Origin of the sequence: Celerinatantimonas diazotrophica (genome assembly GCF_004339545.1) — a bacterium.
Taxonomy (GTDB): Bacteria; Pseudomonadota; Gammaproteobacteria; order Enterobacterales; family Celerinatantimonadaceae; genus Celerinatantimonas; species Celerinatantimonas diazotrophica.
Window position 1 is genome coordinate 137,604 of the sequence record NZ_SMGD01000014.1, and the last position, 15,490, is coordinate 153,093.

Below are 15,490 nucleotides of genomic sequence, written 5' to 3' on the forward strand. Positions count from 1 at the left end.
GAGTTGTGCGTTAGTTAATCTGTCTAAAGGGTCAGCTCGTGCGTATGGCATCATGATGCATAGCAAACTACTGAATGCATTATACAATGAATAGATATTTACTCATAACTATATTTATATGCAGTGAGAATGAGTCGCTGTTCTCTTCGATAAAGTTTTGTGGGCATCAAACTATGCATTGATAGTGCGTGATTTTTCACCGCTATCTGCGCCTCTAACATCAAATTAACATAATATTTTGCATTTGTTTTACATTGACCGCGTAACAACGCAAAGGAACGCTTCATCGATTAAGGCGATGTTGTCACTTATCCTTAAGGAGATTTTTATGCAGTTATCGGATCCTTCGTTACTTTGTCATCAATCATTTATTGATGGAAAGTGGTGTGATGCGGCTGATGGTCGGCAGTTTACAGTATACAACCCTGCAACCGGCGAATCGTTAGCCGAGGTCGCCGATTGTGCTCAAATCGAGACTGAACAAGCCATTCGTGCGGCGCAAGAAGCTTTGAACGAATGGCGAGCGCTCACCGCAAAGGTGCGTGCCAACTATCTGCGCCAATGGTTTGAGCTAATTCAGGCGAACCAGCAGGATTTAGCCATATTGATGACCTTAGAGCAGGGCAAAGCCCTGACAGAGGCGCAAGGTGAAGTTGCCTATGGCGCATCCTTTGTGGAATGGTTTGCTGAAGAGGGCAAACGCCAGTATGGCGAAGTGATCCCTGCAACGAATTCTAAACAGCGCCTGCTCACTATTCGACAGCCCATTGGTGTGGTCGCAGCGATTACGCCATGGAACTTCCCCATTGCGATGATTACCCGTAAAGCAGCTCCGGCACTTGCAGCAGGTTGCACCATGGTGATTAAACCTTCTGAAGAGACACCGCTGTGTGCCTTGGCGTTAGCTCAACTTGCTGACCGTGCAGGGATTCCAGCTGGTGTTCTTAATATTGTTGTTGGCCGTGATTCCAAAGTGATTGGTGAGACGTTGACGAGTAGTTCGATTGTTCGAAAACTCAGTTTTACCGGCTCAACGCCTGTGGGCAAATTTTTGCTGCAACAGTGCGCCGATACAGTCAAACGCACGTCGATGGAACTTGGCGGGAATGCACCTTTTATCGTGTTTGATGATGCGGATTTAGATAAAGCGGTCGAAGGCGTATTGGCGAGTAAATATCGTAATAGTGGCCAAACCTGCGTTTGTGCCAACCGAATTTTAGTGCAATCGGGTGTATATGATGCGTTTTGCGAAAAACTGGTGCAAGCCGTGCAGTCTTTCAAGTTGGGCAATGGACTTGAGCCTGGAGTGAACATGGGGCCTCTGATTAATCAAGCCGCAATCGATAAGGTTGAGCTGTTGGTTGCGCAAGCCATCAGTGCCGGAGCTCAAGTGCGTCTTGGCGGACAAGCGCAAACCGATAGTTTGTTCTATCAGCCAACGGTTTTAACCGAGGTAAGCGCTGAGATGGATATCTTTCATCATGAAATTTTTGGCCCTGTGGCACCGTTGGTGCGTTTTGACAGTGAGCAGCAAGCGATTGAGCTTGCCAATCATACGCCTTTTGGTTTGGCCGCCTATTTTTATGCCCGTGATATGAGTCGTATTTGGCGGGTTAGTGAAGCGCTTGAATATGGCATGGTGGGGATCAATGAAGGGCTTATTTCTAATGAAGTCGCGCCATTTGGTGGGGTTAAAGAATCGGGGATAGGGCGTGAAGGTTCTCGCCACGGGATTGATGAATACAGTGAAATCAAATATTTATGTATGAGCGTTGATTAACGCTTGATAATTTGGAGTATCGATTAATGACAAATCAGGAATTGGCACAACGTCGGCAGCAGGCGTTCGCCGCAGGCCAAAGCAATGCGTTCGATATTTTTATTGATCGGGCTGAAAACGCGCAATATTGGGATACTGAAGGGAATCGCTATATTGATTTAGGTGCAGGGATCGCGGTGCTTAATACCGGCCATCGTCACCCTAAAGTGCTCGCAGCCGTCAAAGAACAGCTGGAACATGTCACTCATACTTGTATGACTGTGACGCCTTATGCGCCAGCCGTTGAATTGGCTGAAAAGCTCAATCAATTAGCCCCTGGGCCCAGCCGTAAAAAAACGGCGCTGTTTTCCTCGGGTTCTGAAGCGATTGAAAATGCGATTAAAATTGCTCGCCATTATACCAAACGCAGTGGCGTGATTGCCTTTGATGGTGGGTTTCATGGGCGCACCGCGATGGCGATGGCACTGACCGGCAAAGTGAATCCTTATAAAAAAGGGTTCGGACCATTCCCAGCAGAGATTTATCACGTCCCCTATCCAAATGCTTATTTGGGCATTAGCGAGCATCAAGCCATCGAGGCCATTGAAACGCGCTTTAAAGTGGATATTGAACCTGAGCGTGTGGCAGCCATTGTGGTTGAACCTGTGCAAGGTGAAGGTGGTTTTTATCGTGCCCCTGCCAGCTTTTTAAAAGCACTGCGTCAGTTATGCGATCAGCACGGCATTGTATTGATCATTGATGAAATTCAATCTGGTTTTGCTCGTACCGGTAAATTGTTCGCTTGTGAATATGCCGAAGTTGAACCTGATTTAATGACGATTGCTAAAGGTCTGGGCGGCGGATTCCCTCTCTCTGGTGTGGTGGGTAAAGCGGAAATTATGGACTCGCCACAACCGGGCGGATTAGGCGGTACTTATGGTGGTTCTCCGATTGCCTGTGCAGCCGCTTTAGCGGTGCTGGAAGTCATCGACGAAGAACAATTATGTGAGCGAGCTTTGAGTATCGGTGAACAACTCACGGGGCGCTTAAACAACTTGCAACAACGTCATCCAGCGCTGATTGGGGATGTCCGCCATTTAGGGGCAATGGTTGCCTTTGAACTGGTGCATGACGGTGATGCGCAACGACCTAACCCCGAATTAACCAAAGCGATTGTGGCTGAATCGGCGAAAAAAGGGCTGATCTTGTTGTCATGTGGTACGCGAGGCAATGTGATTCGCTTGTTGCCGGCACTTACTGCGCCAGTCGAAATTTTAGACGAAGCGATGGATATTCTCTCGGATGTGATGGCTTCACTCGCCTAGCGACGATTTAGACGATGGCTTGAGGATGGCTATTGTTTGAATATTCCCATGTAGATGCGTTTTGAGAGCAGGCGTGTCTATGTGGCATCCTCACTAAGAACCATGAAAATATAAAAAACCTAATAATAACAATCCATTATAAAAATAGATGTCAAAAATGAATAACAAATCACACAACATCAACAACCAAAACTGGGATATTCGTTATGGAAAATTCAACCACTTTAAGACGCGTATTAACGCTTCCTCATCTGGTGTTATTTGGTCTAGCCTACATGGCTCCGATGATCGTTTTCGGTATTTACGGCTTGGTGGCACAAACCACTGAGGGGATGAGCGCTAGCGCGTATCTTATTGCGCTGATTGCCATGTTGTTTACGGCGCTTAGTTATGGCCAGATGGTGAAAGCTTTTCCGGTTTCGGGTTCCGCTTATACATACACACGTAAAGCACTCAATGGCCATTTAGGGTTTATGGTCGGTTGGGGCACCTTGCTTGATTATCTGTTTATCCCGATGGCAATTTGGCTGATTGGGAGTGCCTATTTAAATGCTGCTTTTCCAGAGATCCCGAGTTGGGCATGGGTGTTAGCTTTTATTGTCATTACGACCTTCTTAAATATTGTGGGGATCAAATACAGCATGCGCGTCAACATGTTGTTGATGGGCTTTCAGTTGCTTGTGGTTGCTTTGTTTATTATTTTGGCGGTACGCGGTGTAGAACACGGGCAAGGGTTAGGAACGCTTTTGTCACTGCAACCTTTGGTGAATCACTATGGGCATGCCGGTTCGGCCATCTTGTCAGGCGCGGCGATTGGCTGTTACTCCTTTTTGGGTTTTGATGCCATCACGACGATGACGGAAGAGAGCAAAAATCCGACCAAAACTATTCCTCGGGCAATTATTTTAGTGACCTGTATTGGCGGCGGCATCTTTGTTCTGGCCTCTTATGTCACCACCTTGGTGCATCCGGATTTACATTTTAAAGATGTTGATTCAGCTGCTTTTGAAATAGCAAAACAGATTGGTGGCGCCCTATTTAGTGCCATTTTCTTGGCTGGGTTGATCATCGCTCAGTTTTGCTCTGGTATTTCCGCTCAGGCAAGCGCTTCACGTCTGCTCTATGCGATGGGGCGTGATGGTGTGTTACCCGAGTCGATTTTCGGGCAATTGCATCCAAAATATCAAACCCCTGTGGCTAATATCTTGTTGGTAGCTGTCATCGGTTTGTTAGCATTGACGATGAATGTCTCGACATCAACCTCCTTTATCAATTTTGGGGCTTTTATTGCTTTTACGTTGGTCAATGTGTCGGTGATTTTTCACTACTTTATTCATGCTAAACGTCGTGGATTTAGCAATGTGATCCGCTATTTATTATTCCCAGCTGTCGGTGCAGTATGTGATTTTTGGCTGTTGACCAGCTTAGATAGCCATGCCATCGAGTTGGGGGTTGCTTGGGCGCTGATTGGTGTGACTTATCTGGCCTTTATCACTCGCGGATTTCGCAATAGCCCACCTGAGCTTGATGAAACGACTATAGAAGCGCATGCTTAAATTCTGATGATTACGGGGTGTGTTTCGCACCCTGTAAACTCAGTTGCTATTCGCAATATTTCTGTTGTTGGAGTAATTGCCAAAACAGTTCGCGGGGTTTATGTGGCTGAGCAGTTTTGCGACTGATTGCGGCCACGCCCAGGTTATAAAAACGCTGCTCGGGTTTGAGCGCGACGAGTTGCCCATTTTGCACTAAGTGCTGGGCATAACGCTCTGGCAAAAAGCCGATATAGTGGCCGGATAAAATCAAACTTAAGCGGATATCATAAAAATACGCGGTTGCGGCCAGATTCAGATCCAACAGTTGTTCATTGACCTGTTGGTGTGGCTTTAAGCCCGCATGGGTTGCTGCGGCTTGCTGAATATCTTCATCAGTAATGGTGGCTGGGTGCTTCGCAAGGGGGTGGTTAGCGGCGCAATAGAGATAACAGCGATCATGATAAAGCTGCAGATAATTGAGCCCTTCAAGCTCACGATGATAGGGAATAAAGCCGATATCCGCATCGTCATTGAGAATTTTTCGCTCAATTTCAGCCATTGGGGCCATGTCAGTGAGTAATTTGACCTCGGGAGCTTGGCTGCAGTAGTGGTCGATTATTTCGCTGAATTGGCAGCGAGGATCAAGACTAATGCCATCGGAGAGTAATAGCCTCAGGCGGCCGGTTAGGCTGCTATTTAAGTTGTTCACCGTATTGCGAAAATCTTCCAATGAATCGAGTAACTTCTGCGTCATCTGATAGATGATAGTCCCTTCATCGGTCAAGGCGAAACCACTGCGTCCCCGTCGACACAAGGTTAAATTGAGCCGTGATTCTAAGTTGGATATATGCAAACTAATCGTAGAACGGCCAATATTAAGTTGGGTTTCCGATGCGGAAAAACCACCACATTCAACCACAGTTTTAAATACCCTTAGCTGTTTTAATTCGTAGTCACTAATTTGACCTAGGGTATAGTGAACCGATTTGCTCATGTTGCAATGACACTCCATCGTTTAGCAAAATTGAATGAATGAACACTTAAAAAATAGGGTTAATCATTAAGATACCACTTTTATGCAGATAGATGTTCGCGATGTTTGCACTCACGCTGTGGACCTTTCATTCATGGCCCTGCAAAGCACCTTCACTGGAAATATTGAAGAGAATTGAGGAACGTATCCTGCAACTAAAGTATGGAAAACGGCCATTTCTTCTTTAGAAAAGATATTAACTACTATCGCTTTTGGGGTTATGACAAGCCCCATATTCCCGCAATTGCACCACTGGCGAGTAACCACAGCGGGTGGATTTTATAGCGATAGCTTAGCGCCGTGACGAGCATCATGATCATCATCAGTTGCCAGTGACCCGCGTTGGGTTTAGCGATTAAAAAAGCACTTGCAAAAACCAGCCCGATGGTCACTGGCTTGAGGGCTTGTTGGATGCGTATTCGCCAAGTGGCATGTTCAAAGCGCTGCCAGAAATGTTGCGTTAGTAGGGTTAAACACGAGGATGGGATAAATTTTGCTGCAGAAGTGACGATTAGTCCTTTAACTCCAGCGATTTGCCAACCAATCAAAGGGACGATCATCATATTTGGGCCGGGAGCCGCCTGAGCCATGGCAAACAAGGTGGAAAACTGCTGCGCATTAAGCCAATGATGTACCTGTACGACTTGGTGTTGCATCTCCGGTAAAATGGTGTTGCCGCCACCAAATGCCATTAATGAGAGTTGGGCAAAGATTAACGCAAAGCTCATCATCAGTGTCATCGATAGTCTCCTCGTTGCATCCATACATTCAGGCTCACTAGGCTGACTAATATTGCCAGTAGTGGTAAGTGGATGAATATCATAAATAGAATGGTTAGGGTGATACTAAAGAGTGCGCGGGGATTGCCGAGAAAGGGTTTGATCATTTTTAACGCGGTGGTGATTAAGAGCCCGGTTGCTGCTGCCATCAAGCCAAGAAAAAGATGCTGGACGGTCAGGTTGTCTTGAGCATGCTGATAGATATAACTTAATCCGATAACGACGATAGTCGGTACCAGTAATAACCCGAATAATGCACTGATGGCACCGCGGATCCCCCGAAACTTCGCCCCGACAGCGACGGATAAATTGATGATATTACCACCGGGTAAGAATTGACAAAGTCCTAATAGTTCAGTGAATTGGGCATCGGTTAACCATTGCCGTCGTTCAACCAACATGCGATGGGCAAGCGGTAATACTCCGCCGAAGCCCATCATTCCCAGCATCATAAAACCGCAGAATAGAGCTCGGCAGTTGAGGGATTTGGTGATGTTGATTGGCTCTAATGCCGGTGTGCTCATAAGACTTGCTCTCTTTTATCGTTGTGGTGATATCATCGCGCAAAAGGTGCTATATTGACTAATGCATTCTTATGGCCATATCTATAACAAAAATGTTATGAATCAACTCAAACTACGCCATCTCCACGCGTTTGTGACGATCGTCGATGCTGGGAATATGAGTCGCGCCGCTGAGCAGTTGTGCATGCAGCAACCTTCTTTATCACGGCTCTTGCAAAGCCTGGAACAGGTCTTGGATACGCCTTTATTAACGCGCTTGCCGCGTGGTGTTGAGGCGACTGCTGCCGGGCTTGCCTTGTATGAACAAGCACAAATTATTTTAGCTAAGGTGGAAAGACTTCCCAGTATCGTGCAACATGCCGCTTCAGGGCTAAGTGGTGAGTTGGCCGTGGGATTTACCAGTTCAGCCGCGTTGGCTGAGCCAGTGATGGCGTTGTTAAATCACTATCGAGAACAATTTGAAAATGTACAGATGCGGCTGGAAGAAGCGGGAAGTGGTGAGTTAGTTCAAGGTTTGTTAACTGAGCAGCTTGATGCAGCCTTTATTCGTAGTGTTTCGACGAGTCATCGTGAGCGGTTGAAGCTGTTTGCTGTGAGCCAAGAATCGATGCTGGTGGCATTGCCTGCCCACCATCCGTTAGCACATCAGGATAGTCCGATAGCGCTTAGTGCATTAGCCCATGAGCCTTTTGTTTTATATCGGCGTCCATCGGGGCCGGGATTATATGACAGCATTCTGACGGCTTGCTATCAGGCTGGATTTAGCCCCGAAATTATCCAAGAAGCACCGCGTTTGACCACTATGATGAGTTTAGTGGCCGCCGGTCTGGGCGTTTCGATTGTGCCTCAGTCACTCAAACGCATTGCGGCTGTAGGCGTTAGCTATCGGCCACTGGATATGCAAGTGCCATTAAGGGCCTCGATCTGGCTAGCGGTGCGAGCGGGTCGACGTTCGCCACGTCTTGAGAATTTATGCCAAATGCTTCAAACGATGCACCTCGATGATTGCGTCAAAGGTTCGTCTGATCTACTTCGCTGATTGCTCATTAATCTCGCATAAGCGTGTTATTGGCTGGTCGGTGCATGACTTTGTTTGTTGCTCGTGCGGGTTGCTTTTTTAATCCAGTTCGAGATGAATGTCCACACCCCAGGGACATATGACTTTCGACCCAAGTATATGAATAATCCTTCTTTGTATACAGGCCAGTCACTGGGGAGTTGGTAGTTGAATAGATTGGCATTTAATAGGCCATGTGTCGCTTTGGGAATGATCTTTATCTCAGTATTGGCTCGATTTGCCAATAGGGCCCGATAGCGATTGGCATTCCAAATCGGATCAACATTGCGATCGGCTTTTCCCCACAGGGCCAGGAGCGGTCCTTTCATGCTTTTCAGTGCCGATGAGGCGTCTTCATGATAATTTTTTAATGCAAAGTAGAAACGTTCCGGCGTCATATCCGGTCGCTGATTGGGGTTCGCTGTGGCTGGGTTATTAAAAATGTGATCGTCGGCTTGCAGTTCTTGCTGTACTCGTTGGTTGATCGTTGCTTTGGGTAATCCCTGTTGTTGCAGTCGCCGGCGAGTATAGTAGGCACCCTGATGTCGCCAATTGACGGCCCCGCCAATGATGACTGAAAAAGCCGGTTTGCTTTGATCGGCAACGAGTGGAATCACCCATCCGGCTTGTGAAAAGCCCAACAAACCCACTTTTTGCGGATTAATATTAGGTAAGCTTCTAATTTTTTTAAGTGCCGCTAAGACTTCTTGGGCGCGATCTGACATCGATTGGGATAACCAGTGACCGCTGCTCTTGCCTATTCCGGGCTTGTCCCAGCTGTAGACCCCAATCCCTGCTTCCAGAAGCTGATTTATAAATGGCAGATAGTCGGAGTTAGAAAAGCGGTCCTGAGGACCATCACCATGGACAATCAGAGCAATGGGTGGCGATGTAACCCCCTTGGGAACGATCAGTGTGCCGCTGAGCTTATTTGTTCCGGAAGAGAATGACACCTGAGATGTATGACTCTGATCATCCAGACTAAAGTCAGTTATGTGACTAAAGTAACAAGATAGAATAATCAATATGGCGATTAAACTGCTAAACCATTTTATTTTTGTGCTCATATTGATATCAAAATAATACGAAATTCAAAGGAGTATTATGTTTGTCTTTTTTGAGTGAAAAATCAATTGATAGGATTGGCCCTTTACAATTAATTTACTCATCATCCGCACCGAACGATTTCACCATGACTGTTCCTTGTTAATATAACGACGCAACAGGGCCATGGTGGTTTTAGGATTAATTGGCTTGATTTGGGCCAGTGATATAGCTTTCGTCAATTTTGTAGCCGGCGGCCAGTGTTTGCTGACGTATTTGTTCAGCCGATAAGCGGTTGTGCTGCGATAGCGCCCAGAGAATCGTCGAACGTGTTCCGGTTCGGCAATAGGCTAGAATAGGCGTGTTGCTTGACTCGAGATAGGATAAAAATTCAGTTCCATCACTGAATTCGATCTGACCGTTCACGATCGGCTGAAAAATAAATGTCATCCCTAATTCTTCGGCCGCTTGTTTTAAGTCTTCTGCCTTAGGTTGCTCGGGTTGTTCACCATCGGGTCGGTTGCAGATGATCGTTTGGTATCCTAATTGATGGATTGTCTTTATTTCATCCACTGTCAGCTGTGGGCAGACAGAGAGTTGCTTCGTGATTTGATGAATTTCCATAATGGTTCTCTTATCCCAGTAAATGCATTTGTAAGATGGAGCGAATAAGCATATAAGCGCCCATCACGATGAGAAATATGCCGAAAATCTGCCGCAACTTTTGTTGTGGAATTTTCATGGCTAATTTTGATCCGAATAAGCTTCCGATAATACCTAATATGGTGATGATGGTGATCAATGTCCAGTTGAAGTGGAGGCCGTGTTGGTGAAAGACTTCGGTGTACTTGTAAAAGCCAGTCAAGGCATTGCAGGTAATGATCACCATGCTGGTGGCAACGGCATTTTGCATCTTAAATCGTGCTAAAAATAACAGTGCTGGGACAATCAGAAAGCCACCTCCGACGCCGACTGTTCCGGTAATTATCCCAACGCTGAAGCCACCTAGAATGAGCTGATACCAAGGGCGTTTGGGTTGCAGTGTATCGGTGCTCTGTTGGGGGAGCGCGGGTTTTCTTAGCATAAAGATAGAGGCAATGAGCATAATGAGCGCAAATAAACTCAGTTGGAGTAATCCACTCATCCAGGTGGCCAGCCAGGCTCCGACATAAGTGCCTGCCATTCCCGGAAGTCCAAACCAGAGCAAGGCATCCCAATACACAAGTTTTTTTCGAATATAGGCAATGGCCCCGATGCTACTGATGCATCCGACGATCAGCAATGCGCTGCCGATCGCTTCTTTTTCGCCTAAGCCGCACAGGTAAAGTAATACTGGAATAATAATGATAGAGCCGCCTGAGCCCAGTAATCCTAAACTGAGCCCGGTGACGACCGCTGCTGGCCATGCCAAAAATGTGAGCATCTAATTACAACCGGTTGAGTGGAAACTTGATATAGTGTGTGCCGTTTTGCTCTGCAGGGGGGAAGGCTCCGGCGCGCATATTAATTTGGACTGACGGCACAATTAATTTAGGCAGCGCTAATGTGGCATCCCGCGAGTTTCTAAACTGAACAAACTCTTCTTCGGTTGTCTCTGGTCGAATATGAATGTTTTCGGCTTTTTGCTGACCGACAGTGGTTTGCCATTGATAATCTGTGCGCCCTTCGGGGAGGTAATCGTGACAGAGGAACATGCGAGTCTCATCGGGTAGGGCGTAGAGTTTTTGGATTGAGTGATACAGTGTTGCTGAATCCCCACCGGGAAAATCACAACGAGCGGTTCCGTAATCTGGCATAAACAGGGTGTCGCCCACGAAGACCGCATCATCAATATGGTAGCTGACGCAAGCGGGGGTGTGTCCGGGGGTGTGAATCACATGGCCGGTCAATTGGCCGAGATTAAAGGTATCGCCATCGGCAAGCAGATGGTCGAATTGATGTCCATCTGTAGCAAATTCCGGTTCGGCGTTAAACAGTCCTTTAAACACGCGCTGGACCTGTGTGATCTGATTGCCGATGTAAGTTTGTCCACCCAACTGCTCTTTTAAATAGGGCGCTGCGGTTAGATGATCGGCATGTACGTGAGTTTCTAAAATTCCTTGAACCTTTAACTGATGTTCATGGACATAATGAACGACTTCTTGGGCACTGTTTGTTTGGGTATGCCAGTTGAGCGGATCGAGATCCAATACCGGATCAATAATCACGCAAGCGTTAGTTTGTGAACAGTAAGCAATATGCGTGATGGTATTCGTATTCGAGTCGAAAATGGAATGAACATTGAGCATGGGATCACCTGTTATATTAGATAACTCTAATTTAACATATATTAATATACCGTAAAATTCAATTAACATTTTGTGATGACAGACGCAAAGTAATGCTTAGCGTCAGAGCCAGATAGAATGGTATTTATAATTAAAGAGTGACTTCCTGATTTATCTTCATTTTGCGCCGATTTTTAGTAGTATTGGGTTCCCCCATAGATACGGAGTTTTTGATGAAATTGTTGGTTTCCCGTTCGCTCAAAATTGGCTTTTTATGCTTATCTCTAATCACGTTAGCTGGGTGTGCACAGCACAGTACATCTCATCATCAAGCTCAATCAGTTTGTGAGCAGGGTGATCTCATGTCCCAAACCACTTTGTATTTTGGTATGAGTCGAGCTGATGGTCCGAATATTACGCAAGCGCAGTGGCAGCATTTTGTAAACAGCGAAGTGACCCCACGATTTCGTGATGGGTTAACGGTGTTTCGTGGACAGGGACAGTGGTTGGGCGCTAATGGTAAAATTGCCAGAGAACATAGCCGGGCATTGGTGTTGATTTATCCGCGCCGGGATAAAGCCAGCAATGCCAAAATTGAAAAATTGCGCCAGCTCTATATGCATCAGTTTCAGCAAGAATCGGTGATGCGTGTCGATAGCACCCCTTGCGTGTCTTTTTAGGCCGAAAAACAATTCAGTGGTTGATTGCGAATAACCCAAAACATCAACGATGTACTGCGGTTTTAGCTAAAAAGGTAAGATCCGATAGCAAAGACGGCTATCGGATTTTTTGGTTGTAACGGGCCTGAACGACTTCAGTTTGGCCCGAGGGCTGACTCCGCTATTACGTAGCGGAGTCAGCATATCATGTAGCGGAGTCAGCATATCATATAGTGCGCTGGCACTTGGTTTAGATCACGAGGCCAACGACAGCTGCTGACAGCAGGCTGACTAAAGTCGCGCCATAGACGAGACGAAAACCAAAGCGTGAGACCACATTGCCCTGTTTTTCGCTGACCGCTTTAATAGCCCCGGCGACAATGCCAATAGAGGCAAAGTTGGCAAATGAAACCAGAAAGACTGACAAGATCCCCAATCCTCTGGGGGTGAAATTCATCGCAATTTTTTGCAATGTCTGCATGGCGACAAATTCATTGGCGATTAATTTGGTGGCCATAATGGAGCCGGCTTGCAGTGCATCAGCAGATGGAATGCCGATGACCCACGCCAGTGGATAGAAAACATAGCCCAGTAGTTGCTGAAATGACAGGCCAAAGATGGCTGAAAAAATCGCATTGAGTAACGCGATCAAGGCAATAAAGCCAATGAGCATTGCTGCCACGATCATCGCGACTTTAAAGCCTGCCAGAATGTATTCTCCGAGCATTTCAAAGAAGCTCTGTTTTTCATGGAGCTGTTCAAGTTTTACTTCGGGTTCTGCACCTGGCTTGTAAGGGTTGATCAGCGATAAAATAATAAACGTTGAGAACACATTTAAAATGATGGCAACCACGACATACCGAGGTTGAATCATTTGCATGTAGGCACCCAGAATCGACATCGAAACGGTCGACATCGCCGTTGCCGCCATCGTGTACATCCGTCGCGGCGATTGTTGGGAAAGAATCGTTTTATAGGCGATAAAGTTTTCTGACTGGCCTAAGGTGAGTGAGCTAATGGCATTAAATGACTCGAGTTTCCCCATGCCATTGACTTTAGACAACACGGTACCAATGATCCGAATCAGCCACGGCAGAATTCTAAAATGCTGCAAAATACCGATTAGTGCTGAGATAAAGATGATTGGGCAGAGAACGTTTAAGAAGACGTATGCCATCCCTTTGGGGCGCATCCCATTAAACACAAAATCTGTGCCTTTCCCGGCAAAAAACATCAATTTATCAAATGCTTCAGCGATGGAATGCACAATTGCAATGCCGCTTTGAGAATGGAGCATTCCCCAGGCAAGTGCAATCTCGATGACCAGTAGTTGAATAATATAACGAGGGCGAATTTGGCTGCGTTCAAAGCTAACCGCAATAGCTAGCGCAAAAATGACGACCAGAGCCAATCCAAAATGCAGCAATGGCATAACGATACCTATGGTGATTAAAAAAAGCGCCGCGAGTCTAGCACAGCCCTTGTTGTGATAACACGATTAATCAACGATGCTTTGATTTAGCAACCTAACCCCAGCGATCAAGCCGGCTGGTTAAGTGTTAAGTACAGTAAACATCGACCCCTTGCTGTGCTATTTGTTCTAAGAACACCGTATTATTAACATTCTGATTGGTCACTAATTTATCCACGGCTGTCAGTGGCGCGTAAATAAAGCGGCTGACTTTGCCAACTTTACTATGATCGGCCAGCACAATGTGTTGTTTCGATTGGGCAAACATCGCTTCTGCGATGGCACTTTCCCACTGATAGTAACTGCTGATTCCGCTGGCATGAATGCCCACTGGTGACACAACCGCCACATCAGCCTGATAGCGATAAATGGCGTTGATCGTCTCGCCACCACGTGTTTCGTTTGCCCCTGCAAGCATATTCCCCCCCAGTAAGATGACTTCATTGTGGGTTGGATTTTGACCATGATTAAGTGTCAGCGCCACCTGCAGGCTATTGGTGATGATGGTCAGATTCATCGGTGCTTTAAGCTGTTCGGCGAGGTGAGAGGTCGTGCTGCCAGCGTCAATAAAAATAGTCTGTTCTGGGGCGATGAGCTGTGCGCACTGTTTAGCAATATGAATTTTTTCTTGGGTGCGGGCGCCTTGACGAATAATTAAAGGGGGTTCTGCAGGAGTATCCAGAGCGAGAATGCCACCATGAACCCGCTGTGCTAATCCTTGATGAGTCAGTTTGATAATATCGCGGCGAATTGTTTCACGGGAAACATTCAGCGCATCCATTAACTGGTCGTTGCTGAGTTGTCGATACTGGCCAAGCAGTGATTGAATTTTTAAAAGTCGCGTTTGTTGCAGCATGTTTCACAGGAGTCACTAATTGCTGTTGTTATCAGAGCATAAATCTGGTTCGAACGCACGGGTTTGTTGGTTGTTAATGTGGCTGGTTTTGGTTTTGTCGGTATTGACGAGGACTCATCCCGAACCAGCGCCGGAAGGCTCGAGAAAATGCACTTGTTTCAGAATACCCCAGCATCAATCCCATCTCCGAGATTGGCATTTGTTTTTGATGTAGATAATGAGTGGCCACTTCTTGGCGAACCTTATCCACGAGACCACTAAAGCTTAAATTTTCCTGACGAAGGCGCCGTTGCAAGGACCACCGAGATAAATTCAATTGCTCTGCAATGGTGTCCAGGTCGGGTTCACCGTCGAGCAGGGCACTTTGAATGTGCGCACGGGTTTGGTTGATCACATCTTGAGCGGGAGGTTGCATGTTGAGACGTTTGAGAGCGTCAGTCATCACACTCAGTAAAATCGGGTCATGCCCTGGCATCGCTCGTTTCAGATCGCTTTTGGGAATTAACAGCGAGTTGAATGGCTGTTCAAAGTAAACCGGTGCATCAAAAACTTTACAGTGTTCATGCCAAAGTTCTGGACGAGGATGTTCAAAGTGAACTTCGCGCGGTGCCCAATTTTTCCCTGCACACTGGCGAATCAGATTGAAGATCATACCCATTGTCAGCTCAGCATCTTGGCGACGACAGACTATGGCACCGTGGCGAACCTGATAATCAAAGCGATAGCATTCGCCCTGTTCGACAAACTGTACAAAAGTATCATGTTGGTGCCAATGAAACGCATTGGCGACATTGGTTAAGGCATGGGCGAGGTTGGCTGAACACAAACCAATGTAACCAATGAGCCCTAACGATTGCGGTTGAAATTGACGGCCATAGTAAAGACCGAAGTTATCAAATTGACTCTCTTTGGCTGCTTCTTCAAGCACTTTGCAGTAGTTGACTAATTGCAGCGATTGCGTTGGTGAGGTGAGAATTTCGGGATTAATGCCGCTGCGACCTAAAACTCGGTCCACATCTGCACCATATTGGCTGATGAACTGATCCAGACCACTGGCCGCAGCGGCCAGTACACCTTGATTTACACAAATATTTTCACGCAGCGCAGCGCCAATGAGCGGACGGGTAATCAACATTTGGTCAGTCATCATAAACTCCTATGTCAGAGTGAACATAAAGATT

15 protein-coding genes are annotated in these 15,490 nt (G+C 46.5%); 5 read left to right on the forward strand and 10 right to left on the reverse strand.

Going from position 1 to position 15,490, the window contains the following annotated elements:
* Positions 1–328: 328 nt before the first annotated feature.
* The 3 genes from EV690_RS11975 to EV690_RS11985 all read left to right on the forward strand — a co-directional run bounded on the left by EV690_RS11975 (position 329) and on the right by EV690_RS11985 (position 4,640).
* Positions 329–1,780, forward strand: coding sequence for an NAD-dependent succinate-semialdehyde dehydrogenase (locus EV690_RS11975; RefSeq protein ID WP_131913250.1), 1,452 nt, complete (start codon positions 329–331; stop codon positions 1,778–1,780).
* Between the two features lie 26 nt (positions 1,781–1,806).
* Positions 1,807–3,084 (forward strand): 4-aminobutyrate--2-oxoglutarate transaminase, encoded by a 1,278-nt coding sequence (gene gabT / locus EV690_RS11980; protein ID WP_131913251.1) that lies wholly within the window; start codon positions 1,807–1,809, stop codon positions 3,082–3,084.
* Between the two features lie 206 nt (positions 3,085–3,290).
* On the forward strand, positions 3,291–4,640 hold the full coding sequence (locus EV690_RS11985) for an APC family permease (protein WP_131913252.1): 1,350 nt from the start codon (positions 3,291–3,293) through the stop codon (positions 4,638–4,640).
* 46 nt (positions 4,641–4,686) lie between these two features.
* Here EV690_RS11985 and EV690_RS11990 read toward each other — a convergent pair whose 3' ends face one another.
* The 3 genes from EV690_RS11990 to EV690_RS12000 form a co-directional block, all read right to left on the reverse strand.
* A complete protein-coding gene (locus EV690_RS11990) occupies positions 4,687–5,613 on the reverse strand; it encodes a LysR family transcriptional regulator (protein ID WP_131913253.1) in 927 nt (308 codons plus the stop codon).
* Between the two features lie 257 nt (positions 5,614–5,870).
* On the reverse strand, positions 5,871–6,392 hold the full coding sequence (locus tag EV690_RS11995; protein ID WP_131913254.1) for a chromate transporter: 522 nt from the start codon (positions 6,390–6,392) through the stop codon (positions 5,871–5,873).
* On the reverse strand, positions 6,389–6,955 hold the full coding sequence (locus EV690_RS12000) for a chromate transporter (protein WP_131913255.1): 567 nt from the start codon (positions 6,953–6,955) through the stop codon (positions 6,389–6,391). Before EV690_RS12000 ends, EV690_RS11995 begins: the two co-directional genes overlap by 4 nt.
* Before the next feature lie 97 nt (positions 6,956–7,052).
* On the opposite strand from EV690_RS12000, the gene EV690_RS12005 reads away from it, so the two are divergent.
* The gene (locus tag EV690_RS12005) at positions 7,053–7,994 is read left to right on the forward strand and encodes a LysR family transcriptional regulator (RefSeq protein ID WP_131913508.1); all 942 of its coding nucleotides are present in this window, start codon (positions 7,053–7,055) and stop codon (positions 7,992–7,994) included.
* Between the two features lie 26 nt (positions 7,995–8,020).
* Here EV690_RS12005 and EV690_RS12010 read toward each other — a convergent pair whose 3' ends face one another.
* The 4 genes from EV690_RS12010 to EV690_RS12025 form a co-directional block, all read right to left on the reverse strand.
* Positions 8,021–9,079: an alpha/beta hydrolase family protein gene (locus EV690_RS12010; protein ID WP_131913256.1), complete on the reverse strand. Its 1,059-nt coding sequence runs from the start codon at positions 9,077–9,079 to the stop codon at positions 8,021–8,023.
* A 178-nt stretch (positions 9,080–9,257) separates the two neighbouring features.
* On the reverse strand, positions 9,258–9,680 hold the full coding sequence (locus EV690_RS12015) for a protein tyrosine phosphatase family protein (RefSeq protein WP_131913257.1): 423 nt from the start codon (positions 9,678–9,680) through the stop codon (positions 9,258–9,260).
* A gap of 10 nt (positions 9,681–9,690) precedes the next feature.
* Complete coding sequence (locus EV690_RS12020; protein ID WP_131913258.1) at positions 9,691–10,479, reverse strand: sulfite exporter TauE/SafE family protein; 789 nt, start codon at positions 10,477–10,479, stop codon at positions 9,691–9,693.
* A 4-nt stretch (positions 10,480–10,483) separates the two neighbouring features.
* Positions 10,484–11,344, reverse strand: a complete 861-nt coding sequence (locus EV690_RS12025; RefSeq protein ID WP_131913259.1) for an MBL fold metallo-hydrolase — start codon at positions 11,342–11,344, stop codon at positions 10,484–10,486.
* 212 nt (positions 11,345–11,556) lie between these two features.
* On the opposite strand from EV690_RS12025, the gene EV690_RS12030 reads away from it, so the two are divergent.
* Positions 11,557–12,003, forward strand: a complete 447-nt coding sequence (locus tag EV690_RS12030) for a DUF3574 domain-containing protein (RefSeq protein WP_131913260.1) — start codon at positions 11,557–11,559, stop codon at positions 12,001–12,003.
* 229 nt (positions 12,004–12,232) lie between these two features.
* Here the strand turns inward: EV690_RS12030 and EV690_RS12035 are convergent, their stop codons facing one another.
* From EV690_RS12035 to qhpR, 3 genes are all read right to left on the reverse strand, one after another.
* Entirely contained in the window at positions 12,233–13,414 is a 1,182-nt protein-coding gene (locus tag EV690_RS12035; RefSeq protein WP_131913261.1) for a NupC/NupG family nucleoside CNT transporter, read from the reverse strand.
* Between the two features lie 127 nt (positions 13,415–13,541).
* On the reverse strand, positions 13,542–14,309 hold the full coding sequence (locus EV690_RS12040) for a DeoR/GlpR family DNA-binding transcription regulator (RefSeq protein WP_131913262.1): 768 nt from the start codon (positions 14,307–14,309) through the stop codon (positions 13,542–13,544).
* A gap of 73 nt (positions 14,310–14,382) precedes the next feature.
* Positions 14,383–15,444, reverse strand: coding sequence for an AraC-like transcriptional regulator QhpR (gene qhpR, locus EV690_RS12045; RefSeq protein WP_224055073.1), 1,062 nt, complete (start codon positions 15,442–15,444; stop codon positions 14,383–14,385).
* Positions 15,445–15,490: the final 46 nt, after the last annotated feature.